This is a genomic window from Shimia sp. R10_1 (assembly GCF_017744095.1).
Taxonomy (GTDB): Bacteria; Pseudomonadota; Alphaproteobacteria; order Rhodobacterales; family Rhodobacteraceae; genus Shimia.
This window is the reverse complement of record NZ_JAGHQX010000009.1, coordinates 54604-77446: the sequence shown is the minus strand read 5'-3', so window position 1 is coordinate 77446 and position 22843 is coordinate 54604. Positions and strand designations below refer to the sequence as shown.

General features: G+C 58.5%; 20 protein-coding genes. 14 read left to right on the top strand and 6 right to left on the bottom strand.

Annotation, left to right across the window (positions count from 1 at the left end):
* The 6 genes from nuoL to J7413_RS16430 all read left to right on the top strand — a co-directional run bounded on the left by nuoL (position 1) and on the right by J7413_RS16430 (position 8485).
* A complete protein-coding gene (nuoL, locus tag J7413_RS16455; RefSeq protein WP_209100164.1) occupies positions 1–2157 on the top strand; it encodes an NADH-quinone oxidoreductase subunit L in 2157 nt (718 codons plus the stop codon).
* The gene (locus J7413_RS16450) at positions 2157–3701 is read left to right on the top strand and encodes an NADH-quinone oxidoreductase subunit M (RefSeq protein ID WP_209100162.1); all 1545 of its coding nucleotides are present in this window, start codon (positions 2157–2159) and stop codon (positions 3699–3701) included. Before nuoL ends, J7413_RS16450 begins: the two co-directional genes overlap by 1 nt.
* A gap of 14 nt (positions 3702–3715) precedes the next feature.
* Complete coding sequence (gene nuoN / locus J7413_RS16445; protein ID WP_209100160.1) at positions 3716–5155, top strand: NADH-quinone oxidoreductase subunit NuoN; 1440 nt, start codon at positions 3716–3718, stop codon at positions 5153–5155.
* A 114-nt stretch (positions 5156–5269) separates the two neighbouring features.
* Positions 5270–6022: a biotin--[acetyl-CoA-carboxylase] ligase gene (locus J7413_RS16440; RefSeq protein ID WP_209100158.1), complete on the top strand. Its 753-nt coding sequence runs from the start codon at positions 5270–5272 to the stop codon at positions 6020–6022.
* Between the two features lie 25 nt (positions 6023–6047).
* Positions 6048–6824 (top strand): type III pantothenate kinase, encoded by a 777-nt coding sequence (locus J7413_RS16435; protein WP_209100156.1) that lies wholly within the window; start codon positions 6048–6050, stop codon positions 6822–6824.
* Entirely contained in the window at positions 6821–8485 is a 1665-nt protein-coding gene (locus J7413_RS16430; protein WP_209100154.1) for a ribonuclease J, read from the top strand. Before J7413_RS16435 ends, J7413_RS16430 begins: the two co-directional genes overlap by 4 nt.
* Positions 8486–8573: 88 nt before the next feature.
* Here the strand turns inward: J7413_RS16430 and J7413_RS16425 are convergent, their stop codons facing one another.
* The 5 genes from J7413_RS16425 to J7413_RS16405 form a co-directional block, all read right to left on the bottom strand.
* On the bottom strand, positions 8574–9971 hold the full coding sequence (locus J7413_RS16425) for a DEAD/DEAH box helicase (protein WP_209100153.1): 1398 nt from the start codon (positions 9969–9971) through the stop codon (positions 8574–8576).
* Between the two features lie 177 nt (positions 9972–10148).
* Complete coding sequence (locus tag J7413_RS16420) at positions 10149–11099, bottom strand: glycosyltransferase family 2 protein (RefSeq protein WP_209100152.1); 951 nt, start codon at positions 11097–11099, stop codon at positions 10149–10151.
* A complete protein-coding gene (locus tag J7413_RS16415; protein ID WP_209100151.1) occupies positions 11096–11851 on the bottom strand; it encodes a hypothetical protein in 756 nt (251 codons plus the stop codon). The genes J7413_RS16420 and J7413_RS16415 overlap by 4 nt, the downstream gene beginning before the upstream one ends.
* A 48-nt stretch (positions 11852–11899) precedes the next feature.
* Positions 11900–13507 (bottom strand): peptide chain release factor 3, encoded by a 1608-nt coding sequence (locus tag J7413_RS16410; protein WP_209100150.1) that lies wholly within the window; start codon positions 13505–13507, stop codon positions 11900–11902.
* A gap of 99 nt (positions 13508–13606) precedes the next feature.
* The gene (locus tag J7413_RS16405; RefSeq protein ID WP_247743579.1) at positions 13607–14635 is read right to left on the bottom strand and encodes a Hint domain-containing protein; all 1029 of its coding nucleotides are present in this window, start codon (positions 14633–14635) and stop codon (positions 13607–13609) included.
* Between the two features lie 150 nt (positions 14636–14785).
* Here J7413_RS16405 and J7413_RS16400 point away from each other — a divergent pair, with 150 nt between their 5' ends.
* The 4 genes from J7413_RS16400 (at position 14786) to J7413_RS16385 (ending at position 19355) form a co-directional block, all read left to right on the top strand.
* Complete coding sequence (locus J7413_RS16400; protein WP_209100149.1) at positions 14786–15565, top strand: SDR family oxidoreductase; 780 nt, start codon at positions 14786–14788, stop codon at positions 15563–15565.
* A gap of 33 nt (positions 15566–15598) precedes the next feature.
* On the top strand, positions 15599–16735 hold the full coding sequence (locus J7413_RS16395; RefSeq protein ID WP_209100148.1) for a hypothetical protein: 1137 nt from the start codon (positions 15599–15601) through the stop codon (positions 16733–16735).
* Positions 16736–16825: 90 nt separating this feature from the next.
* The gene (locus tag J7413_RS16390) at positions 16826–18211 is read left to right on the top strand and encodes a sodium:proline symporter (RefSeq protein WP_209100146.1); all 1386 of its coding nucleotides are present in this window, start codon (positions 16826–16828) and stop codon (positions 18209–18211) included.
* Positions 18212–18311: 100 nt separating this feature from the next.
* Complete coding sequence (locus J7413_RS16385) at positions 18312–19355, top strand: ABC transporter ATP-binding protein (RefSeq protein ID WP_209100454.1); 1044 nt, start codon at positions 18312–18314, stop codon at positions 19353–19355.
* Here the strand turns inward: J7413_RS16385 and J7413_RS16380 are convergent.
* Positions 19352–20020, bottom strand: a complete 669-nt coding sequence (locus J7413_RS16380; protein ID WP_209100144.1) for an HTH domain-containing protein — start codon at positions 20018–20020, stop codon at positions 19352–19354. The genes J7413_RS16385 and J7413_RS16380 overlap by 4 nt on opposite strands.
* Before the next feature lie 186 nt (positions 20021–20206).
* Between J7413_RS16380 and J7413_RS16375 the strand changes: the two genes are divergently transcribed.
* The 4 genes from J7413_RS16375 to J7413_RS16360 all read left to right on the top strand — a co-directional run bounded on the left by J7413_RS16375 (position 20207) and on the right by J7413_RS16360 (position 22801).
* Complete coding sequence (locus tag J7413_RS16375; protein ID WP_209100142.1) at positions 20207–20425, top strand: twin-arginine translocase TatA/TatE family subunit; 219 nt, start codon at positions 20207–20209, stop codon at positions 20423–20425.
* A gap of 17 nt (positions 20426–20442) precedes the next feature.
* Positions 20443–20913 carry a Sec-independent protein translocase protein TatB gene (gene tatB, locus J7413_RS16370; protein ID WP_209100140.1) on the top strand — a complete coding sequence of 157 codons (471 nt, stop codon included), beginning with the start codon at positions 20443–20445 and terminating at the stop codon, positions 20911–20913.
* Positions 20910–21845, top strand: a complete 936-nt coding sequence (locus J7413_RS16365; protein ID WP_209100138.1) for a twin-arginine translocase subunit TatC — start codon at positions 20910–20912, stop codon at positions 21843–21845. Before tatB ends, J7413_RS16365 begins: the two co-directional genes overlap by 4 nt.
* 116 nt (positions 21846–21961) lie before the next feature.
* Positions 21962–22801, top strand: coding sequence for an ATP-binding protein (locus tag J7413_RS16360; RefSeq protein ID WP_209100136.1), 840 nt, complete (start codon positions 21962–21964; stop codon positions 22799–22801).
* The last annotated feature ends 42 nt before the right edge of the window (positions 22802–22843 follow it).

Genomic DNA, 22843 nt, shown 5'->3' with positions numbered 1-22843 from the left:
ATGGAAACCTTCATCCTCTTTGCACCGCTGTTTGGCGCGCTGATTGCGGGCTTCGGCTGGCGCGTGATTGGCGAAAAAGCGGCGCAGTGGCTCACCACGGGCATTCTCTTCTGGGCCTGCCTGCTGAGCTGGATTGTCTTCCTCGGGCTCGATGCCGAACACGTGAAACAGATCCACGTTCTGGATTTCATCCAATCCGGCCATTTGGACACCAGTTGGTCCATCCGGGTGGATCGACTGACGGCGATCATGTTGATTGTGGTCACCACGGTGTCCGCCCTCGTGCACCTTTATTCCATGGGCTATATGGCGCATGACGAAAACTGGGGAGACGGCGAGCCCTACAAGGCGCGTTTCTTCGCCTATTTGTCCTTCTTTACCTTCACCATGCTGATGCTGGTCACAGCAGATAACCTCCTGCAGATGTTCTTTGGCTGGGAAGGTGTGGGCGTCGCGTCCTATCTCTTGATCGGGTTCTACTACAAAAAGCCGTCCGCAAACGCCGCGGCGATCAAAGCCTTTGTGGTGAATCGGGTTGGCGATTTTGGCTTCCTTCTCGGGATCTTCGCGATCTTCTTTTTGACCGAGAGCATCAAGTTTGACGATATCTTCGCCGCGGCTCCCGTGTTGGCAGAAACACAGCTTGAGTTCCTCTGGCGCGAGTGGAACGCAGCCAATCTGGTGGCTTTCCTGCTCTTCATAGGGGCGATGGGCAAATCGGCACAGCTGTTCCTGCACACTTGGTTGCCAGACGCGATGGAAGGCCCGACCCCGGTGTCAGCGCTGATCCACGCGGCCACCATGGTGACTGCCGGCGTATTCCTTGTTTCGCGTATGTCCCCGCTGATCGAATATGCCGATGAAGCCAAGGCCTTTATCGTATTCCTCGGGGCCGCCACGGCTTTTGTCGCCGCCACCATCGGCCTCGTGCAAAACGACATCAAACGCGTGATCGCTTATTCCACCATGTCTCAGCTCGGTTACATGTTTGTGGCCGCAGGTGTGGGCGTCTACTCCGCCGCAATGTTCCACCTCTTCACCCACGCTTTCTTCAAGGCGATGCTCTTCTTGGGTGCAGGCTCAGTCATCCATGCGATGCATCATGAGCAGGACATGCGCAACTACGGCGGCCTGCGCAAAAAGATCCCCTATACCTTCTGGGCGATGATGATTGGCACACTTGCCATCACCGGTGTTGGCATCCCGCTGACCCACATCGGTTTTGCAGGCTTCCTGTCCAAAGACGCCATTATCGAAAGCGCTTGGGCGGGCACTGCTGGTGGCTTTGCCTTCTGGGCGCTTGTTGTGGCCGCCATGTTCACCAGCTTCTACAGCTGGCGCCTGATGTTCCTCACCTTTTATGGGGAGCCACGTGGCAATCGCAAAACCCACGAGCACGCCCATGAAAGCCCGATGGTCATGCTGATCCCGCTCGGCGTTCTGTCGCTGGGCGCGATCTTTGCTGGGATGATCTGGTTTGGCGCCTTCTTTGGCGATCATGACACGGTCAACAAATTCTACGGCGTGCCGGGGCATCACGCAGAACACAGCGAAACCCATGACGATCACGGTGATGACCATGCTGAGGCCAAAGCCGGTGATGCTGAGGCCAAAGCCGGTGATCATGCGCATGATGAAGGCCACGCAGAGACACATAGCAATGCAGATCACGCAGCAGTGGCTGCGGCGCATCACGGCGAAGCCCCTCAAGGCGCGATTTTCACCCATCCGTCCAACCATGTGATGGATGAGGCGCACCACGCACCGAAGTGGGTCAAGGTCAGCCCGTTCATCGCCATGCTGTTCGGCTTTGTGATGGCCATGTGGTTCTATATCTGGGATCCGTCGATGCCAGCCAGAACCGCCGAAAGCCAGCGCTACCTGTATCAGTTCCTCTTGAACAAGTGGTATTTTGACGAGCTTTACGACGCGATTTTTGTCCGTCCTGCCAAAGCCATAGGACGCTTCCTCTGGAGGCGCGGCGATGGTGCTGTGATTGATGGCGGCATCAATGGCTTGGCGATGGGCTTTGTTCCGATGCTCACGAAATTGGCGGGCCGCGCACAGACCGGATACATCTTCACCTATGCTCTGGCGATGGTGGTCGGGATCGTGATTCTGGTCACCTGGATGACCATCAGCGGAGGCGCAAACTGATGAATGACAGCCTGCTCTCCCTCGTCACTTTCTTGCCGACCTTTGCGGCGTTCATTCTGTTGGTGTTCCTGCGCGGCGAAGATGAAATGGCCAACCGCAACGCCAAACGCGTGGCGCTCACCACCACGGTGATCACCTTCTTGGTCTCGCTTTTCATTTTGTCGGGGTTTGATCCCAGCAACACGGATTTTCAGTTCGTGGAACAGCGGGAATGGATCATGGGGTTCACTTACAAAATGGGCGTGGATGGGATCTCTGTGCTCTTTGTGATGCTGACCACCTTCATCATGCCGCTGGTGATCTGGGCCTCCTGGGATGTGAAGACCCGTGTCAAAGAGTATATGATCGCTTTCCTGCTGCTGGAAACGCTGATGCTTGGCGTGTTCATGGCGCTGGATCTGGTGCTGTTTTATCTCTTCTTTGAGGCCGGTCTCATTCCGATGTTCCTGATCATCGGCATCTGGGGCGGCAAGAACCGCATCTATGCCTCCTTCAAGTTCTTCCTCTACACCTTCCTCGGCTCGGTGCTTATGCTTGTGGCAATGGTGGGCATGTTTGTGCAGGCAGGCACCACTGACATTCCGACACTCATGACCTATGAGTTTGCCTCTGAAACCATGAATGTTCTGGGCTTCACGGTGATTGGCGGCGTCCAGACTTTGATGTTCCTCGCCTTCTTTGCCTCTTTCGCGGTGAAGATGCCGATGTGGCCGGTCCACACCTGGCTGCCTGATGCCCACGTACAGGCTCCGACGGCGGGCTCCGTGGTGCTGGCTTCGATCCTGCTGAAGATGGGCGGCTACGGCTTCCTGCGCTTCAGCCTGCCGATGTTCCCGATTGGCTCTGAGGTGCTGACCCCTCTGATCCTCTGGATGTCGGCGATTGCGATTGTCTACACCTCGCTGGTGGCGCTGGTGCAGGAAGACATGAAAAAGCTCATCGCTTACTCTTCGGTGGCGCATATGGGCTATGTGACCATGGGTATCTTTGCCGCCAACCAGCAGGGCATTGACGGTGCCATCTTCCAGATGCTGAGTCATGGCTTTATCTCTGGCGCGCTCTTCCTCTGTGTTGGGGTGATCTATGACCGCATGCACACGCGTGAGATCGACGCCTATGGGGGTCTGGTGAACCGCATGCCCGCCTATGCGCTGATCTTCATGTTCTTCACCATGGCCAATGTCGGTCTGCCGGGCACCTCGGGTTTTGTCGGCGAATTCCTCACCCTGATGGGCGTGTTTCAGGTCAACACTTGGGTCGCTCTGGTGGCCACGGCAGGCGTGATTTTCTCAGCGGCCTATGCGCTCTGGCTCTACCGCCGCGTGGTGCTGGGCAATCTCATCAAGGAAAGCCTGAAGTCGATCACCGATATGACCCCGCGCGAAAAGATGATCTTTGCGCCGCTTGTGGCCATGACGCTGATCCTCGGTGTGTACCCTTCGCTGGTCACCGACATCATCGGCCCCTCTGTTGAGCAGCTGATTTCCAATTATGACATCGCTCTGGCCAATGGCGCTGCCGCCAGCCAGATGGCATCGCACTAAGGAGCGTATGAGATATGATCCAGGCTGATCTGAATATCATCTTGCCGGAAATCTTGCTGGCACTTTACGCGATGGGTGCGCTGGTTGGCGTGGTCTACACGGGCAAAGACAAAATGGCGGGGCTGCTCACATGGCTGACCGCAGGTGTGTTTGTGCTCCTTGCCATATGGATTGGCGCGTCAGGAAGCGGCGAAAACGTCGGCTTCAATGGCATGTTCCACGATGATGCGTTTTCGCGCTTTGCCAAAGTCGCCATCCTGCTTGCGGGCGCGGCTGTGCTTGTGATGGGGCAGGACTACATGGCGCGGCGCCGGATTGCGCGATTTGAATATCCGGTCCTGATGGCTCTGGCGACCGTTGGCATGATGACGATGGTCTCTGCCGGAGATCTGATCGCACTCTATATGGGGCTGGAGCTGCAATCGCTCGCGCTCTATGTGGTGGCCTCTCTCCGCCGGGACAGTGTGAAGTCGACAGAGGCGGGTATGAAGTACTTCCTTCTCGGTGCATTGTCCTCAGGCCTGCTGCTTTATGGCGCGTCGTTGGTCTATGGATTTGCTGGCACCACACAGTTTGCGGGCATCATTCAGGCCGCAGGCGACGACAATCTGCCGCTTGGTCTGCTCTTTGGGCTGACCTTCGTGATCTCCGGTCTGGCGTTCAAAGTCTCTGCCGTGCCGTTCCACATGTGGACCCCGGATGTGTATGAGGGCGCACCAACCCCGATCACCGCGTTTTTTGCAACGGCTCCCAAGCTTGCGGCCATGGGTCTGTTTGCCCGCGTGCTGTTTGACGCTTTTGGCGGCGTTGTCAGCGACTGGCAGCAGATCATCGCGCTTCTGTCCGCTTTGTCGATGTTCCTTGGCGCCATCGCCGCAATTGGGCAGCGCAATATCAAACGTCTGATGGCCTATTCCTCGATTGCGCATATGGGCTATGCGCTGATGGGGCTCGCAGCAGGCACCGCATTGGGTGTGGAGGCAATGCTGGTCTATATGGCGATCTATCTCACCATGAACATTGGCACCTTCGCTTTCATTCTGTCGATGGAGAAAGACGGCCGCCCGATGCTTGATATCGATGCGCTCAACATGTATGCCAAACGGTCTTCGGGCCGCGCCCTGGCGATGCTGTTCCTGTTGTTCTCGCTCGCAGGTGTGCCGCCGTTCCTCGGCTTCTTTGGCAAGCTCTATGTGCTGCGCGCCGCTTTTGATGCGGGTCTTGCCTGGCTGGCCGTAGCCGGTGTGATTGCCTCGGTGATCGGCGCATTTTATTATCTGCGCATCGTCTATTTCATGTATTTCGGCGAAGAGCGTGATGCGCTTGATCCACCGCGCTCCCCCATGCAGCAAGTCCTACTGATGGTAAGCGCCGCAGTCATGCTCCTTGGGGTGGTCAACTTCTTTGGAGTGGACACAGCCGCACAGGCGGCTGCCGCAGCATTGCTGCAATGAGTGTTTTGCCGTATGGCGTTTGTAAATGAAGTGTGACGCGTCCAGACAGGGCGCGTCGCTGTTTTTGAAAGTGCCTTCGCCGAAGGTATTTTGACCAGTAGAAGACGAATACATATGACCAATTGGCCCGAAGGCTATGGCCGCCGCGTTTTGGCGGAAGTGGACAGCACCAACGCAGAAGCCGCGCGTATCGCACCAGAGCTTATGGCGCCAGAATGGATCCTTGGGCTGCGCCAGACCAAAGGCCGCGGCCGCCGTGGCCGCGCATGGGTAGATCCTGTTGGCAACTTTGCCGCCACGCTGGTCATGCGCCCTTCAGAAAGCCCTGATCAAGTGGCCTTGCGCTCCTTTGTGGCGGCGCTGGCACTTTATGATGCTTTTGTCGCCGTGACTGGGCGCAGCGCGGGCCTTGCGCTCAAATGGCCCAACGACGTTCTGCTCAATGGGGGCAAAGTTGCGGGGATCCTGCTGGAAAGTGCGGGGCTTGCGGGCGGCGCTGTCAGCCACATCGCCATTGGGATTGGGGTCAATCTTGCCCATGCGCCAGACACAGGCGCGGTAGAGGCACAGGCAACGCGTCCTGTATCGCTGCTGTCAGAAACCGGCGCTGCTGTGGATCCTGAAAGCTTTTTGGATGCGCTGGCCGCGTCTTATGCACGGTGGGAGGCGCAGTTTGTCACCTATGGCTTTGAACCGATCCGCACCGCTTGGCTCGCCCGTGCGGCCCGCATCGGTGAGGTCATGACGGCACGTACCACGCGCGAGGAGACCACAGGCACCTTTGAAACGGTAGACAGCGCTGGAAATCTGGTGTTGAAGACCGCGAAGGGCCGCGTCGCTGTTGCGGCGGCTGATATCTTTTTCTGATCCACGGGATAGGGGGATCTGCGCCATGCTTCTGGCCATCGACTGCGGCAATACCAACACCGTGTTCTCCATCTGGGATGGGGAGAAGTTCCTGTGCACCCTGCGCACTTCCACACACCATGCCCGCACCGCAGATGCGTATTTCACATGGTATTCCACGTTGATTACGCATTACGGCATCGATGCAGATATCACCGATGTGGTGATTTCTTCCACCGTGCCACGTGTTGTGTGGAACCTGCGCGTCTTTGCGGATCGCTTTTTCAACTGTCGCCCACTGGTGGTGGGCAAACCCGATTGCAAATTGCCCCACGCGCCACGCGTGGATCAGGGCACACAGCCCGGTCCCGACCGTCTCGCCAATGCGGTCGCCGCCTATGACCGCCACGGCGGCAATGTTGTTGTGGTGGATTTTGGCACAGCGACAAACTTTGACGTGGTGGCCGAGGATGGCGCTTATGTGGGCGGTGTGATTGCGCCGGGCGTGAACCTCAGCCTAGAGGCGCTGCACTCGGGCGCGGCAGCACTGCCGCATGTCGATGTCAGCCAACCCGAAAAGGTGATTGGCACAAACACTGTGGGCTGTATTCAGTCTGGCGTGTTCTGGGGATATACCGGCCTGATCGAAGGCATTATCTCCCGGATCAAGGCGGAATATGGCGCACCCATGAAAGTGGTGGGCACGGGCGGCCTCGCGCCGCTCTTTGAGCAGGGCGACCACCTGTTTGACTCCATCGAAGATGATTTAACGATGCACGGCTTGACCGTCATCCACGACTTTAACAAGGAGCAGGGCGCATGAGCGACCGCTTGATTTATCTGCCGTTGGGCGGATCCGGCGAAATTGGCATGAATGCCTATGTCTATGGCTACGGGCCAGCAGACAACGAACGACTTATTCTGGTGGATATTGGCGTGGCGTTTTCCGACATGGAAACCAGCCCCGGCGTGGATCTGATCTTCGCCGACATCCGCTGGCTTGAGGAAAACAAAAACCGTCTTGAGGCGGTCTTCATCACTCACGGACACGAAGACCACATCGGCGCAGTTGGCCACTATTGGGAGCGCCTTGGCGTGCCGGTCTATGCCCGTGCCTTCACCGCGAACCTGGCGCGTCACAAAATGTCGGATCGCGGCCAGCCCGAAGAGATGGTGCGCACCGTCTCTGCTTGGCCCGAGGTCACGCAGGCAGGCCCTTTCAAAGTGGGCTTCCTGCCCGTCAGTCACTCGATCCCGGAAAGCGCTGCCTTGGTGATCGACACGCCCGCAGGCCGTGTCATTCACTCTGGTGACTTCAAACTCGATGAAACCCCGCTGGTGGGCGAACCCTTTGATCCAGCGCTCTGGGCGGAAGTGTCCAAAGATGGCGTCAAAGCGCTGATCTGTGACAGCACCAATGTTTTCTCCCCCCATGAAGGCCGTTCAGAAGCCTCCGTCGGGCCGGAAATCGAAGGTCTGGTTGCCAAGGCGCCCAACATGGTGGTCGCCACCACCTTTGCCTCCAACGTGGCTCGTGTGAAAACGCTGGCAGAGGCCGGCGAACGGGCGGGGCGCTCGATTTGCCTGATGGGCCGTGCCATGCGCCGCATGATCGAAGCCGCCATTCAAACCGGCGTTTTGGCTGACTTCCCCAAAGTGGTCAGCCCCGAAGACGCCGCCAGCATTCCGCGTGAAAACCTGATGCTGTTGGTCACCGGCTCCCAAGGCGAACGCCGCGCTGCGAGCGCGCAATTGGCCCGTGGCAAATACAATGGCATCAAGCTGAAAGAGGGCGATCTGTTCCTCTTCAGCTCCAAAACCATTCCGGGCAACGAAAAAGGCGTGATCCGCATTATCAACCAATTCTCCGAAATGGGTGTGGATGTGGTCGATGACAGCTCTGGCAAATACCACGTCTCCGGTCACGCCAACCGCCCGGACCTCAAACGCCTGCATGACATCGTGAATCCAACGATGGTGATCCCCAACCACGGTGAACACCGTCACCTGCGCGAACATGCCAAGCTTGCCAACGAAGGCGGACGGGCCTCAATCGTGGCGGTAAACGGCACCATGTTGGACCTCTCTGGCGACCAGCCGTCGATCGCGGGTTATGTGGAAACCGGCCGCACTTATCTCGACGGCAGCGCTCAGATCGGCGCGCTTGACGGCATTGTGCGCGATCGTATCCGTATGGCGCTCAATGGCCATGTGATCGTCACCGTGCTGCTTGACGAAGATGACGAGCCTCTGGGCGAAGCCTGGTGCGAAGTCATGGGCCTTCCCGAAATGGGCCGGTCCCAAGCGCCACTGGTTGATGTGCTCGAAGAAGATGTGACCCAGTTCCTGGGCCGTGCCAAAGAGAAGACGCTGTCCGATGATGACAAACTCGAAGGCGACATTCGCCGCATCGTGCGTAACGCCGCACGTGATGAGATTGGCAAAAAGCCCGAAGTCACTGTGATTGTCAGCCGCCTAAGCTGACCTGAGCTGACGGTCACAACCACACGCAACAAAGAAGGGCCCCGGCGGGGCCCTTTGTCGTTTCAGTGGTCTTTCAATAAGTTCTACGTTAGACCGCAGCGTTTTCTGCTTCGCGCCGCTCATCAAAGCTCAGCGCAATGAAGCTAGGTAGATGGTCGCCCATGCCCACCACGCGGTTGTTGTCGTCGCGCCGGTCATAGCGGCCACGTCCACGGCCACGGTTGTTGCGACCACGTGGTTCGTCCTGCGCTGGCATGTCGAGTGCCTCAACCACCGCTGGCTTTTCCTCAACCTTGGCCGCATCCGCTTTGGGCTTGCGCGGTTTGCGTGGCTCAATTTTGACCGGGTTCTCGACGCGAGGGATCTCTTTTTGGATCAGCGCTTCCACCGCTTCAAAGGCTTTCTCGTCCCGTGGATTACAGATTGTGAAGGCCTTGCCTTCACGTCCCGCACGGCCTGTGCGGCCAATCCGGTGCACGTAGTCCTCAGCATGACCTGGCACATCAAAGTTAAACACATGGCTCACGCTGGGAACGTCGAGACCACGCGCCGCCACATCAGAGGCCACCAGAATGCGCAGCTCGCCGCCGCGGAACGCTTCCAGCGTTTTGGTGCGCTGGGATTGATCCAGGTCGCCGTGGATCGGCGCCGCGTCATAGCCGTATTTCTTCAGCGATTTTGCACAGATATCCACATCCGTCTTACGGTTGCAGAAGATGATCGCATTGCTGCATTTGTCGCCTTCGCCATCAATCAGCGCGCGCAGTACTTTACGCTTCTCGCTGCCTTCGCGATCTTTGCGCGAGGCTTTGAACATCACAACGCCTTGCTCAATCGTCTCGCTCGCAGTCGCCTGACGGGCCACTTCCACACGCTCCGGGTTGGAGAGGAAGGTGTTGGTGATCCGCTCGATTTCCGGCGCCATCGTGGCAGAGAAAAACAGCGTCTGACGGGTGAAGGGGGTCAGGCCAAAGATGCGCTCAATATCCGGGATAAAGCCCATGTCGAGCATACGGTCCGCTTCGTCCACCACCATGACTTTCACGTCAGACAGGATCAGCTTGCCGCGCTCAAAATGGTCAAGCAGGCGGCCCGGTGTGGCGATCAGAACATCGACACCTTTGTCGATGATCGCCTCTTGCTCCTTAAAGCTCACCCCGCCAATCAGCAGCGCTTTGGTCAGCTTCAGGTATTTGGAATAGGTGTCAAAGTTCTCGGCAACCTGTGCGGCCAATTCCCGTGTGGGGCACAGCACCAGACTGCGCGGCATCCGTGCGCGCGCACGTCCACGCGCCAGCAAGGAGAGCATCGGCAGAGTGAAGCTCGCGGTTTTCCCGGTGCCGGTTTGCGCAATGCCAAGAACATCTCGCCCTTCAAGTGCGGATGGAATCGCACCCTCCTGAATGGGGGTTGGCGTTTCATATCCCGCTTCGCTGATCGCTTTCAGCACCTTCGGGTTGAGGTTCAGGTCAGAAAATTTTGTCATTTGTATCCGTGGTTTACGGACACATCTTGGCCCGTATCGGCTTTTGGATCAGGCCCGTATGGCCCCGCAACACATGGCGATATCGATCCATGGCGGGCGTTCTAACCCACGAAAGGCTCTAGGTCAACGAAACCAGCAGCGTCTCATCATTTTGGCGTGATTTAGGAAACATTTAGCCTAAAACTCAGGGAAGTGTTTCTGCCGTGTCGCATCCAAATGCAATGCGCAGTCTTGCAGCAGGTCGTGCGCCTGCAATCGGGCAATCAATTCAGGCGTTGCCAGACAGGCTTCTTCATAAAACTGGCGCAATCCGTCTGGCTCCTCCGCAAGATGGGCAAAGAGCTTGTGCAGATTAAGTCCGCCTTCCTCTTCTGGTGTCGCCGCGCCAAGCTCATCACGGTAAGAGCCTTTGCGATGGCGGTAAGCGAAGCTCTTTTCCCAATGCGCCCACCCTTTGGTGTGCATGTGTAGCAGCGTTGTGTCCGTCAGTTCTACCTGACCCGGATTGCGGTTTCCGTTCTGGATCACGTTGTGAATTTTGATCGTCATGTCATCCTGTTTGGTGCGCATGAAGATCTTGCCTGCCACATGACTCACAAACCCGCCTTTCAGATAGGGCGCAAACGTCGGATAGATTTCGGCCACAAGCCGCGTACGGTCGTCTTTGCTCGCAATGAAGCGTTTATACAGCCGTGGCTCCGTCCCGTCTTCGAGCGGGGCCAGCGCCTCAGCAGGCCGCACACGCGCCACCAGACAGTCAGTGGGTAAGGCCGCAAGTTGCGCTGCAATGGAACGGTCTGGCCACAAAAACTCATCCACATCGCAATGCAGCAACCAGTCCAAATTCCGCGCTCGGTGATAGGCGTGACGCGCGTTGTAGGCTTGTCTGTTCTGATGCATCGGCGGGCGTTTTCCGCGCGCCTTCAGCCAATAGTTCTCCCCCGTGCTCACCGGGGTCACCTTTGGGTGCGCTTTGAGCAGCGCTTTGGCCTCCGGATTGGGCGCGTCCAGATAGATCCAGATATGCTGGGCACCCATTTCCAAGTGATGGGCAACAAAATTCAAGATATCTTTCGCAGGGGCTTTGACGGTCGCAACCACGCCCCAGCTTGTTTGTTGTCCTGTCATTTATCAGCCTTTTGCCGCATGCGTTTGGCGCGCATTTGCGCGAGCCTGCGAAACACGCCACCCGGCTCCGCAATCAGTTCCGACAGCAAATGTTCCGCCAGCGGGGCAATCACGGTATCTCGCTTGGCCATGTCCCAGACGGGTGCAATCAAGTTGATGTCCAGCCCCCCGTGAATCAGTGAAAACGGCTCCATATCCAGCGGCAGCCGGGTTCTTATCCGTTTGCCGAAGCTATGTTCCTTTTGCGGAGGCAACCCACTGAAACTGCGCTCAAACTCATAGAGTTTCATCATGCCAAACAGCATCTTCAAAGCCTGCCCAACCTCCCGCTGTGCGGCGGTGTCCCCATGGTCGGCGAATGTCTGTGCCGAGCTCACCAACCAGCGCAGGTTCAACTCTGCGATGAGGTGCGCGTGTTCTTCGGCCCAAATCCTGTGAAACAAAGCGGCAGACTGCGGCGGGTGTTCACGTTTGCGCAGGTTGGAAATCAGCTGCGCATTCAGAAAAGCCAACGCGCTTTTGCCGACAAACTCTTCCGCAATCTGGCGACGCTTGCGCGCCCAACTGGTGTTTGGGTCATCCGGCTGTTTTTGCGTGGCGCTTTCCGGCACAATTGTTGCCTTCAACGCCGCCAGATCCACATCCAGCGGCGGCAGGTCTTCGGGGCCAAAATCAAAGGGATCGCGACGCCCCTCATAGCGCTCCATCATATAGGCGAAGCCGCCCGGGTAGGTGAGGGTGTCGTCGGTCATGGCGCGATGTTTGCACGAGGGCAATCCCCCGTGCAATCGCAGACTGTGTCAGACCATCATTTCTTTGGTGGCCGTCAGTGTCACATCAGGATAATCGCGTGCAACGCGGTCGATGTCCCACTGCAGACGCGTCAAGAACACCACATCGCCATCATGGTCGTAGCTGATGTGCTGTTTGTTCATATCCGCAAATTTTTCAACGGCTTGCCGTTCGCCATTCACCCAGCGGGCAGAGGTGAACTGGCTCTGTTCAAAGCGCACGGGCAGGCCGTATTCCATCTCGATCCGGCTGGCGAGCACTTCAAACTGCAGCTGCCCAACAACCCCCACAATAAAGCCGGAACCGATCATCGGTTTGAACACTTTCGCCGCGCCTTCTTCGGCAAATTGCATCAGCGCTTTTTCAAGGTGTTTCGCCTTCAGCGGATCGCCTGCGCGAATGCCCTGCAACAATTCTGGCGCAAAGCTCGGAATGCCAGAAACCCGCAGCGCCTCGCCCTCGGTCAGCGTGTCGCCAATCCTCAGTTGTCCGTGGTTGGGGATACCGATGATATCACCCGCCCAGGCTTCGTCTGCGAGCTCTCGGTCAGACGCCAGAAACAGCACAGGGTTGGAAATCGCCATCGGCTTTTTGGTGCGCACATGGGTCAGCTTCATGCCGCGCTTAAAGTGGCCTGACGCCATCCTCACAAAGGCCACACGGTCGCGGTGTTTGGGGTCCATATTGGCCTGAACCTTGAACACAAAGCCCGCGACCTTCTTCTCCTCGGGTGCAATTTCACGCGGCTGCGCGGTCTGCACCTGCGGCTCCGGCCCGTAAGAGCCAATGCCATCCATAAGCTCTTTCACCCCAAAGGAGTTGATCGCAGAGCCAAACCAGATCGGCGTCATATGCCCTTCCAGCACCGCCTGCGGATCCAGCTGCGGCAGCAGCTCTTTGGCCATCTCAACCTCTTCCTGCAGCTTCTCCAGCAGATGCGCAGGCACGTGGTCGGCCAGTTTCGGATCGTCCAGCCCATCAATCTGGATGGTCTCGGCGACCACATTCCGATCCGCGCGGTCCATCAGCTCCAGCCGATCGTTCAGCATGTCATAGCAGCCGAGGAACTCGCGCCCCATGCCAATCGGCCAGCTTGCTGGTGTCACGTCAATCGCGAGGTTTTCCTGAATCTCGTCAATGATATCAAAGGTATCGCGACTCTCGCGGTCCATCTTGTTACAGAAGGTCAGGATCGGCAGGTCGCGCAGACGGCAGACCTCAAACAGCTTCTGTGTCTGGCTTTCCACACCTTTGGCGCCGTCAATCACCATCACCGCCGCATCCACGGCGGTCAGCGTGCGATAGGTGTCTTCAGAGAAGTCGCTGTGGCCCGGTGTGTCCACCAAGTTGAAACGGAAGTTGCCAAAATCAAACGACATCGCAGAGGCCGATACGGAAATCCCGCGGTCTTTCTCCATCTGCATAAAGTCAGAGCGTGTCCGCCGCGCCTCGCCCTTGGCACGCACCTGGCCCGCCATCTGGATCGCACCACCATACAGCAGGAACTTCTCCGTCAGCGTGGTTTTCCCGGCGTCCGGGTGCGAAATGATCGCAAACGTACGGCGGCGCGCAATCTCAGGCGGCAATTCGGGGCGGTTTGTGCTCGTGTCCAACATGGTCGCGCGTATAGGCGCGCGCGCGCCTTTTCGCAAGGAAAAGCAGAGAGCAGGGCGCGACAGTGCCCCGTCAAATCATCCCGTTAAATCAATTGGAATTCACTTGGAGGAGGCGCGCCGCAACAGCTCAACCGCGTCGGGGCGGTCCAGCAGGCTTTCATGCACTTCAAGATGCGCGGCGGGGGCCCCACGCGTGCTGTTGTTTGCGGCCTGCCGTTGCAGGCGTTCCGTCACCTCTTTGGGCACAGCGGGACGGGTGCGTGTGTCCATCTGCATGGTTTCCGCCGAAATCCCTTCGGCAAAAATGATCTGATGAGTGTCAAACATCAGCTGGTAGTAGTCGACAAAACCACCCTCAGCCGCATAGACGGTTTCGCCGTTCACCAGATGGCGGGCCTTTACAAGCAGCTCGCTGCGGCCCACGCCAATATGGTCATGACGTTGATACACAAACAGCCGGTGGTCCGGGCTCACCCGAAGATCGTCGGCGTTGTTTAACGTGCCTTTGGTAATCACAATCGGCGCAAATTCCCCGCTGGCGCGTTGAACAGAATGGCCAATCCAGCGCAGTTCCTGCGGGCCGTCGTCCCGTGTCAGGACGCGATCCCCAACTTTCAGATCTTCGACCCTGCGCTGCTCACCGGTGGCCATCGTGATATGTGTGCCGCTGGTGAAACTCACACAGGCCAGCTGCGCCAGCCGCGTTTCTGCCACGCCACGATCAACGCCAACCAGCGCGTAGTTGGTTTTGGGGGTCAGCGGCGCCAACGCCGCCCCATATATCTGAACAACGCCTCCGGCGTCATCCACCTCTACCAGTACCAGCACCTCAATCGTGTCACCGCTTGGGGGCATGAATGTTGCGACACAATCTAAAAACACCCGCGCATCTTTTGCGCCCAGTCCACGGGTATTTGCCACAAAATGCTGCCCTGCCGCATCTGTGCGCAACGACAGGCTCTGCACTTTGGCGGACCCTGCAAGCGTGTAGATGTCATCCAGCACCAGTTCTTCTGCAAAAGATAGAGCATCCCCAAGGTTTGCACCATCCGTTACAGAGAATGCTTCCGCAAGATACACTGGCAGCCGCTGTGACGGCATCGCTGTGTCCTGACCTTGTGCAAACATATCTAACTTTCTCATTTGGTTCCGAGTGGGCGCCCTAGGAGGCCTAACCTATACCGCAATTGTGGCAGCAAGAAGCCCGCGCATTGGTATATTGCTGGCATCCCAAAGGAATTAGGTATTTCTTAGCCGCAATACAAAGGGGAGAATCGCATGGAATTGGGAATCAAAGGTAAACGCGCGCTTGTTTGTGCGTCTTCCAAGGGTTTGGGGCTGGGCTGCGCCCGCGCGCTCGCCGCTGAAGGTGTCGATCTCATCATGAATGCCCGTGGCGTTGAGGCGCTGGAAGCCTCCGCCGCAGCCATCCGCAAAGAGTTCGGCGTGCAGGTCGAGGCCATCGCCTGTGATGTCACCACGCCGGAAGGGCAGGCGAAGCTGATTGAGGCCGCTGAGGGTGTAGATATCCTCGTCAACAACGCCGGTGGTCCGCCCCCCGGAATGTGGACAGATTGGAACCGCGACGATTTCATTTCCGCGCTCGATGCCAACATGCTCGCCCCCATCGCGCTGATCAAGGCGCTGGTCCCGGGCATGATGGAACGTGGCTGGGGCCGCGTGGTCAACATCACTTCGGTTTCCGTGAAATCCCCGATCCCGGTGCTGGGATTGTCTAACGCTGCGCGCGCAGGGCTCACCGGCTATGTGGCTGGCACAGCCCGTCAGGTGGCAGGCGCAGGGGTGACCATCAACAACCTTTTGCCCGGCATTCACGCCACCGACCGCGCGGTGTCCCTCGACACGGCCGTGACCCAGCAACAGGGCATCACCATGGAAGAGGCGCAGGCCCAACGCGCTGCCACCATTCCTGCTGGCCGCTATGGCACCGCAGATGAATTTGGCGCAACCTGTGCCTTCCTCTGCTCCCATCATGCAGGCTTTATCGTGGGTCAAAACGTGCTGCTGGATGGCGGTGCTTTTGCCTCAGCCATGTAAGAAGGGTCACTGAATTTGGCGCGGGGTGTCGGTGTGTCGCAAGGGTTTTCGCTGAAAGATCATCTGTTTAACGCAGAAAGCATGGCCGATCTGGCGACAGAATATGCCGCCGGTGTGCCGGGCTTTGATGCGGAAGGCTTTCAGGCGGAAACCCTTGCTGGTTTTCCAGAGCGAGAGCTTATGGAGCGGCTCGACTGGATTGCCGACTGCATCGAGAAACGCCTCGCGCCTGATTTCCCCACCATGGCGGATCAGCTGGAGGCCGCCATGCCTCCGGCGCTCGATCCCGCGCTCACCGATGATGACTTTGGCCGTTTTATTCATGCTGTGCCGGGCATCCTTGCCGTGCGCCACGGGTTGGAAGATCACCGGGACCGCGCCTTTGATCTGCTTTATGCCGCGACCCAACGCTTCTCCATGGAGTTTTACATTCGTCCCTTCCTCAACCGCTGGCCCGAGGAAACCTTTGCGCGGCTCACCGTCTGGGCGCAGGATGAAAACTACCACGTGCGCCGACTGGTCAGCGAAGGCACACGTCCGAAGCTGCCTTGGGCCAAGAAGATTGACATAGACCCCCGCGCACCCTTGCCATTGCTGGCTGCGCTGCACGCAGATCCCACCCGGTATGTGACGCGCTCGGTGGCCAATCATCTCAACGATATTTCCAAGATCGACACGGGGTTGGTCGTGGACCACCTCAAATCTTGGCAGGCAGAAGGGCGGCAAGCCGTTAAAGAGCTTGATTGGATGACCCGCCACGCCCTGCGCACCGCCGTGAAAGCCGGCGATGCCGACGCACTTGCGCTGCTGGGTTTTGCAGCGGATGCGCCGGTAACCGTTGAAAACCTCTCTGTTGGGGCTGGTCGCATCGCCATTGGGGAGGCGCTCAATGTGGCCGTGACCCTCAGTACCGACGCTGCCAAACCCGTGCCCGTGATGGTCGATTATGTCCTGACGTTCCACCGCCCGGATGGCAAAACCGGCCAGAAGGTGTTCAAGCTCAAACAGGGAAAAGTGCCCGGCAATGGCCAATTGGAGCTTGCCAAAAAGCACCCATTGAAAGGCAATGCCACCACCTTCACCCTGCATCCCGGCCCGCACAAGCTCGCCATTCAGGTGAATGGCACGCAGCGCGCTGAAGTGGCGTTTGAATTGGTGGCCGCAGGGTAACCCTATAACAGCACTTCACATTTTTGTGGGGCGGCTGGTGCGGTTTGGGCCTGCCTGCTAGGCGAATGTCAGACCAACTGGGGAAGTACCATGCAGGCCACCGCTATTATCGCAATATTTGCCGCCATCATCGCGCTCAGTTTTCTTGTCGCGCCGCGTCGCGCCTCCGTCGAAGGCTTCTTTGGCGGGCAATCCACCACAGGTGATGCGCCCAAACTCTGGACGCTGGTGTTTTCGCAGGTCACCACGTGGATCTTTGCGCGCTCTCTGATGAACGCCGCCATTCTGGGCTTTTACTACGGCATCGCTGGCACGCTGGCTTATGCGGCATACTACGGCTCCTTCCTCACCGGTGGCTATATCGTCAATCGCATGCGGGCGCAGGGCGCACGTTCGGTACAGGATTGGCTGACCGATCGGTTTGGCAGCACCGGCACCACCGCCTACAACGTGGTGATCGCACTGCGCCTGCTGTCTGAAGTTTTTGCCAATCTGCTGGTGGTTGGCCTGATCTTTGCGGCCGCCTTCCCCGAGGTCTCCAGCGCCAGCACCACCGCGATTTTGGTCGTTGGCGTGCTTGCATTGGCCTATTCCGCTTGGGGCGGTCTGTCCGCCGCCCTGCGCACAGACGTGGTGCAGATGAGCCTGTTTCTTGTGGTCTTTGGCGCGGCCTTTGTCGCACTGATCCTGCGCCCCGGATTTGATCTCGGTGCAGTGCTGACCGCGCCGGGCGTTGCTGGCCCACACAATGGCTGGGTGCTGCTCGTGGTCGCCGCGCTACAGGTGTTTTCCTACCCGGTGCATGATCCGGTGATGATGGATCGCGGCTTCCTGGCGGATCGCGACACCACACGCAAAAGCTTCCTGCACGCCTTCTGGATCTCCACGCTCTGCATCATCGCCTTTGGCTTCTTTGGCATTCAGGCTGCGCTTGAGGGGGCCGCTTACGAGGGCCAGCTTATTGGCACATGGGCCACGATGCTGCCCACTTGGGTCTTCACGCTTCTGCTGGTGTCCTTGCTGGTGTCTGCGCTGTCCACCTTGGATTCTGCGCTTAGCTCTGCCTCTCGTTTGGTGGTCGAAGAGCTGCGTGTTGCCCCCCGCACCTTGCTGGGTGGCCGCATCGCGATGTTGGTCTTTGCACTGGCCGGTGGCGCGCTCACGCTTTGGGGCAATCAGACCCTGTTTGATGCCGTCGCTGTGTCGGGCACAGCTTCAATGTTCCTCACGCCGGTGCTGGTGGCGGGCCTGCTGACCAATCGTGATGTCCCGCTCTGGGCCTATCTGGTCAGCTTTGCCGCCGCGCTCACCGGTGCCGCCGCCTATATGTTTCGCGACAGCGCGCTATTGTCTGGTTTGCTTTATGATGGCCACAAATACGAACAGCTCCTGCAGATCTGTTTGATCGTGCTCGTGGTGGGCTTTGCGGCTGTGATCCTTGGCAGTCGCAGGGTTGAAGCGCGGGTAGGGGGCTGATAAACCTGCACGAAACCCGATGGAAACCATCGGGGATCGCATGAGGCCATAAGTGCAGTCACAGACCGAAACACTCCCCCCACGTCTTGAGATCCGCAACATGCGCCGCCGGTTTGGCAACCGGCAGGTGGTGGATGATGTGTCCCTGTCCCTGCATTCGGGGCAGGTAACCTGCCTTTTGGGCCCTTCTGGCTGCGGCAAATCCACCACGCTTCGCATGATCGCCGGGGTGGATATGCAAGACAGCGGTGAAATCTATGTGGATGGCAACCTGATCTGCGACACGGTTTTTCGTGTCCCCCCAGAGCGTCGCCAGATCGGCCTGATGTTTCAGGACTTTGCCCTCTTCCCGCATCTGTCGGTGGCCGACAATGTTGCATTCGGTCTCAAGGGCAGCGGCGCGGCAAAACGCGCCCGTGTCGAAGAGCTGCTGGCCAAGGTGAACCTCGGCTGGGCGATCGACAAGTATCCACATATGCTGTCGGGTGGCGAACAACAGCGCATCGCCTTGGCCCGCGCCCTCGCCCCGCGCCCGCGCATCATGCTGATGGATGAGCCGTTCTCTGGCCTTGACAACCGCCTGCGCGACGGCATTCGCGATGAAACCCTTGCGGTGCTCAAAGAAGAGGACACCGCCGTCCTGCTCGTGACCCATGAGCCCGAAGAGGCCATGCGCATGGCCGATGAAATTGCCCTCATGCGCGACGGCAAGATTGTGCAGCAGGGCGCGCCCTACAACATCTACAATGCTCCGGTGGACAAACAGGCGGTGGCGTTTTTCAGCGACATCAATGTGATCCGGTCCACCAGCAACGGCGCTCTTACAAACACCCCATTTGGTGATTTTCTGACCCCGGGCCTGGCCGATGGCGCACCGGTGGAAATCGTGATCCGCCCGCAACACCTCAAGCTTGATTTTGACCGTAAAGGCAATGGCCCGCGCCCGACCAAAAGCGACGGTATCGCCGCGCGCGGACGCGTCAGGCGCGCACGTTTCATGGGCAATGAAAGCCTTGTCGAGTTCATCATGGATCACGACGCCTCAGAGCTGAAAGTGACCGTGCCCAATGTGTTCCTGCCCAAAGAGGGCACCCCGCTCTGGCTCACCATTCGTCGTGACCGGTGCTTTGTGTTCCCAGCCTAAAGCTGTGCCTCAAAGTCGCGCAAACTCTTGCCCGGCTCTTCCACAAACAGGCCGGGCAGGGGGGTGATCTCAGTGATCTGATCCACGCGCTGCTCTGCAAACGCGTTGCCTGTTTCATCCCACACCGCCAGCACCCAGACACGCCCCCAATAGCGCAGCTTCAAAGGGCGCACATCCCGCGCTCCGTCCTGCGTGACCAGCCGCAGCTTTTGTTTGGCCCGGATCGCTGTGCGCAAAGGCTCAAGATGCCTGAGCGCCCGCGCGCTTAAGTCAAACGGATAGCTGGCAAACCCAAACCCCTGCACCACACCACCTGCCTCTTCAGGCAACACCGCATCAATTTTTGCGCTCAGGCTTTCCGCCGCAGCGCGCAACTCACCTTCCATCCCGGTGCCCACCACCGCCAAGCCAATATGCAGAGCCTCCAGCTCGGTCTCCGTCAGGTTCAGCGGTGGCAGGGTCAGCGCCGTCTGCGCGCGGTATCCAGTGCCACGCGCGCCCTCTATCGCCACGCCGCTTGCCATCAGGGTTTTCATGTCGCGGTAGATCGTGCGCAATGACACCCCCAGCGTTGCAGCCAGGTCTTCCGCCCGGTGCAGCTGTCCGTCGCGCAGAACGTCCATCAACGCCAGCAACCGTTCGGCTCGATTTTGCGATGTCCCCATGGGCTGATTCTCACATCTGCTGTCAGTTTTTTGGCAACTGACACAATAGTGACAAATCAAGCGCTGAAAACCTTCGAATTCCGCTCAATTGCCCGTGCGCGCGCCTTTTCCGCACCCAGCCCAAGGAGTAGGAAAAGGGCAGGGAATTTTTTCGGGGCCAACGCCCCACCAAGAAGGAGAGACATCATGGGTATTGGAAACATCGGTCTGCCCGGCATTCTGCTGATCGCGGTTGTGGTTCTGGTGCTGTTTGGTCGCGGCAAAATCAGCGGTCTGATGGGCGAAGTTGGCAAAGGCATCACCTCGTTCAAAAAAGGCATCAACGAAGGCCAGCAGGAGCTGGAAGAAGAGGCCGCTGACACAGCCAAAGACGTGACCCCATCTGACGACAAAGACAAAGTTTGATCTGAGGCCCAGTCCATATGTTTGATTTGGGTTTGCCAGAGCTGTTGGTCATTGGGGTGGTCGCGTTGATCGTGGTCGGTCCCAAGGATCTGCCGGTTCTGTTCCGCAATGTGGGCCGCTTTGTTGGCAAGGCCAAGGGTATGGCGCGGGAGTTCTCCTCTGCCATGAACCAGGCCGCCGATCAGGCGGGCGTCAAAGACGTGACCGACACCATCAAGGGCGCCACTGACGGTCTGAACAAAGTGTCCAATCCGCTGAAAGCGGCCAGCGATGCTTTTGCCGACAGTGCCAATGAGGTGAAGCGCTCCATGAGCTATGAGCCGGGGGCCGAAACCACGCGTCTGTCCAAAGAACGCGCCGAAGCGGCAGAGAAGATCCGCAAGCATTCGGCAGATGTTGCGCAGGCCCGTCTGGACAAAGAAGCCGCCGAGAAAGCGGCGTCAGAGGCGGCGGAGCCAGAAACCGCGCCCAAAAAGGATGAGGCATGAGCAACACTGACGAGATTGAAGACAGCTCCGCCCCGCTGATCGAGCATCTGGCAGAGCTGCGCACCCGGCTGATCCGCTCCGTGCTGGCGTTCATTGTGGCCATCAGCTTCTTCTTCGTACCGATTGGCGGGCAGTTCATCGCCGAACACGTGCTGCATTTCCTTGTGGCACCCATTGTCGAAGTGCTGCGCGATCTGGGCGACCCGTCGCCAACGCTGCAATTCACCTCGCCACAGGAATACCTGTTCACCCTGTTCCGCATCTCCATGGTGGGCGGCTTTGCGCTGGCCTTCCCGGTGATCGGCTATCAGCTCTGGCGGTTTGTCGCGCCGGGTCTGTACAAAAGTGAGCGCGGCGCGTTTCTGCCCTTCATGATCGCCTCGCCGTTCATGTTCCTCTTGGGCGCAAGCTTTGCACAGCTGGTGGTGACCCCGCTGGCGATGCAGTTCTTCCTCGGCTTTGCCGATGTGGCGTCTGTCTTTGCCAATCTCATGGCCCCGGCGGTTGAGGATGTGCCCGGCACTGTCGCAGCAGCCACGCCGCAGGCCGCAGAGGGGGTACAGATCACCTTCTTTGGTAAGGTCAACGAAAGCCTTGATATCACGCTGAAATTCATCATGGCCTTTGGTCTGTGTTTCCAGCTTCCTGTGCTTCTGACCTTGATGGGCAAGGCCGGTCTGGTCAGTGCCGATGGCCTCGCATCTGTGCGCAAATACGCCATGGTTGGCATTCTTGTGCTCGCTGCGTTGGTCACGCCGCCCGATGTGGTGACACAGTTGATCCTCTTCACAGTGGTCTATGGCCTCTATGAGGTCTCGATCTTCCTTGTGCGCCGTGTGGACAAACAGCGCATCGCCAAACTGAAAGAAGAGGGCGTCTACTTTGAAGATGACGAAGAGGCCGAAGACCTCGCCGACATCGACACGAAGTAAACTTCGCTCAATGCAGACAAACGCGCCCCACGTTGGGCGCGTTTTTCGTTGGGCCTATGCCCTTGTTGTTGCGCATAGAAAGTGCTCTTTAGCGGCAACAACACCGGAGGCCCGCCATGGATGACACCACTTTGACCCGCATTGCCGACGCGCTGGAGCGTCTGTCCCCCGCGCCACTGGCCGCGCCGGATTTCGCCGCCGCAGATGGGTTTGTCTGGCATGTGGAGCCGGACCGTCTGGAACCTGTGCCAGACATCAACCGCGTCTCCCTCGATCTGCTGGTCGGCATAGACCGCTCCCGCGACACGCTTCTGGAAAACACCCGCCAGTTTGCGCAAGGTTTGCCTGCAAACAACGCGCTTTTGTGGGGCGCGCGCGGCATGGGTAAATCCTCCATCGTGAAAGCCGTACATGCACAGGTGTTGTCTGAAGGCCATGCGCTTAAAATCGTAGAGCTTCAGCGCGAAGATCTCCCCACGGTGTCACGCCTGCTGAATCTCCTGCGTGCCAGCTCCGAACGGTTCCTGCTGTTCTGTGATGACCTCAGCTTCAGCCACGACGATCAGCACTACAAATCGCTGAAGGCGGTGCTGGATGGTGGCATCGAAGGGCGGCCTGACAATGTGGTGTTTTACGCCACCTCCAATCGCCGCCACCTGATGCCGCGCGACATGATCGAAAATGAACGCTCCAGCGCGATCAACCCGTCAGAGGCCGTAGAGGAAAAAGTCTCGCTGTCAGACCGTTTCGGTCTCTGGCTTGGCTTCCATCCCTGTTCGCAGGATGACTACCTCGCGATGATCGACGGCTACTGCGCCGCCCACGGCGTGTCCGTTGACCCAGACCGCCTGCGTGCCGAGGCTATCGAATGGCAGGCCACACGCGGGGCCCGTTCTGGCCGCGTCGCATGGCAGTTTTTCCTGGATCTGGCCGGGCGCGAAGGCGTCAAAATCTGACGGATGAATAAGGCAGTGCAGGGGGCGTACCCCCTGCAAGCC

Bases quoted from the DNA above. Each gene is read 5' to 3' on its own strand.
- nuoL (WP_209100164.1), top strand. From the start codon at position 1: ATGGAAACCTTCATCCTCTTTGCACCGCTGTTTGGCGCGCTGATTGCG.
- J7413_RS16450 (WP_209100162.1), top strand. From the start codon at position 2,157: ATGAATGACAGCCTGCTCTCCCTCGTCACTTTCTTGCCGACCTTTGCG.
- nuoN (WP_209100160.1), top strand. From the start codon at position 3,716: ATGATCCAGGCTGATCTGAATATCATCTTGCCGGAAATCTTGCTGGCA.
- J7413_RS16440 (WP_209100158.1), top strand. From the start codon at position 5,270: ATGACCAATTGGCCCGAAGGCTATGGCCGCCGCGTTTTGGCGGAAGTG.
- J7413_RS16435 (WP_209100156.1), top strand. From the start codon at position 6,048: ATGCTTCTGGCCATCGACTGCGGCAATACCAACACCGTGTTCTCCATC.
- J7413_RS16430 (WP_209100154.1), top strand. From the start codon at position 6,821: ATGAGCGACCGCTTGATTTATCTGCCGTTGGGCGGATCCGGCGAAATT.
- J7413_RS16425 (WP_209100153.1), bottom strand. From the start codon at position 9,971: ATGACAAAATTTTCTGACCTGAACCTCAACCCGAAGGTGCTGAAAGCG.
- J7413_RS16420 (WP_209100152.1), bottom strand. From the start codon at position 11,099: ATGACAGGACAACAAACAAGCTGGGGCGTGGTTGCGACCGTCAAAGCC.
- J7413_RS16415 (WP_209100151.1), bottom strand. From the start codon at position 11,851: ATGACCGACGACACCCTCACCTACCCGGGCGGCTTCGCCTATATGATG.
- J7413_RS16410 (WP_209100150.1), bottom strand. From the start codon at position 13,507: ATGTTGGACACGAGCACAAACCGCCCCGAATTGCCGCCTGAGATTGCG.
- J7413_RS16405 (WP_247743579.1), bottom strand. From the start codon at position 14,635: ATGTTTGCACAAGGTCAGGACACAGCGATGCCGTCACAGCGGCTGCCA.
- J7413_RS16400 (WP_209100149.1), top strand. From the start codon at position 14,786: ATGGAATTGGGAATCAAAGGTAAACGCGCGCTTGTTTGTGCGTCTTCC.
- J7413_RS16390 (WP_209100146.1), top strand. From the start codon at position 16,826: ATGCAGGCCACCGCTATTATCGCAATATTTGCCGCCATCATCGCGCTC.
- J7413_RS16385 (WP_209100454.1), top strand. From the start codon at position 18,312: ATGCGCCGCCGGTTTGGCAACCGGCAGGTGGTGGATGATGTGTCCCTG.
- J7413_RS16380 (WP_209100144.1), bottom strand. From the start codon at position 20,020: ATGGGGACATCGCAAAATCGAGCCGAACGGTTGCTGGCGTTGATGGAC.
- J7413_RS16375 (WP_209100142.1), top strand. From the start codon at position 20,207: ATGGGTATTGGAAACATCGGTCTGCCCGGCATTCTGCTGATCGCGGTT.
- tatB (WP_209100140.1), top strand. From the start codon at position 20,443: ATGTTTGATTTGGGTTTGCCAGAGCTGTTGGTCATTGGGGTGGTCGCG.
- J7413_RS16365 (WP_209100138.1), top strand. From the start codon at position 20,910: ATGAGCAACACTGACGAGATTGAAGACAGCTCCGCCCCGCTGATCGAG.
- J7413_RS16360 (WP_209100136.1), top strand. From the start codon at position 21,962: ATGGATGACACCACTTTGACCCGCATTGCCGACGCGCTGGAGCGTCTG.